The 341-nt window shown below is 68.0% G+C and carries 1 protein-coding gene; it reads left to right on the forward strand.

Annotated elements, in window-relative coordinates; all coding sequences use genetic code 11:
* Positions 1-341: ImcF-related family protein (locus NQL71_RS29715; protein ID WP_274643797.1), on the forward strand; the 341-nt coding region annotated here is incomplete at both ends.

Consider the following 341-nt stretch of genomic DNA (forward strand, 5'->3'; position numbering starts at 1 on the left):
GCGCCGGGGTTTCGCCGGGACTGTGGCACGGCCTGTCGCCAACGCTCTGGCAGTTCTACGGCGAGCAACTGGCGGCGCACCCGGACTGGCGCATCGCGGCCGACCCGAAGCTGGTAGCCCAGGTCCGACAGCTGCTGCTCGGCCAGTTGGGCCAGCGCAATGCCGAAGCCAGCCTGTATAAAACCGTCCTCGATGAGGCCGCCAACCATTACCCGGCGTTGAACCTGCAACAGATGGTCGGCGACACCGAGGCACGGGCGCTTTTCGTTAGCTCTGCCAGCGTGCCGGGGGTGTTTACCCGCCAGGCCTGGGAGGGCCAGGTGCGGCCGGCGATCGATGCG

The organism is Pseudomonas serbica (genome assembly GCF_028823535.1).
In the GTDB taxonomy this organism is placed as follows: Bacteria; Pseudomonadota; Gammaproteobacteria; order Pseudomonadales; family Pseudomonadaceae; genus Aquipseudomonas; species Aquipseudomonas serbica.